Below are 251 nucleotides of genomic sequence, written 5' to 3' on the forward strand. Positions count from 1 at the left end.
CACTCCTTGTGGTCAGTGCGAAAATTGTCGTGAAATCGAGCAGGGACGTTTTGTCGATCTGATAGAGATCGATGCCGCCTCCCGGACAAAAGTCGAAGATACCCGTGACTTGCTGGATAACGTGCAATACGCCCCGGCCCGTGGGCGTTTTAAAGTGTATCTTATCGATGAAGTCCACATGCTTTCGCGGCACAGCTTCAATGCGTTACTGAAGACGCTGGAAGAACCTCCCGAACACGTCAAATTTTTAC

At 50.2% G+C, this 251-nt stretch carries 1 pseudogene; it reads left to right on the top strand.

The annotated features are described in order from the left end of the window. Positions 1–251: pseudogene (locus GNF10_RS37650) on the top strand (DNA polymerase III subunit gamma/tau); the annotation flags it as partial.

Source organism: Nostoc sp. UCD121, from assembly GCF_014222285.1.
GTDB lineage: Bacteria > Cyanobacteriota > Cyanobacteriia > Cyanobacteriales > Nostocaceae > Nostoc.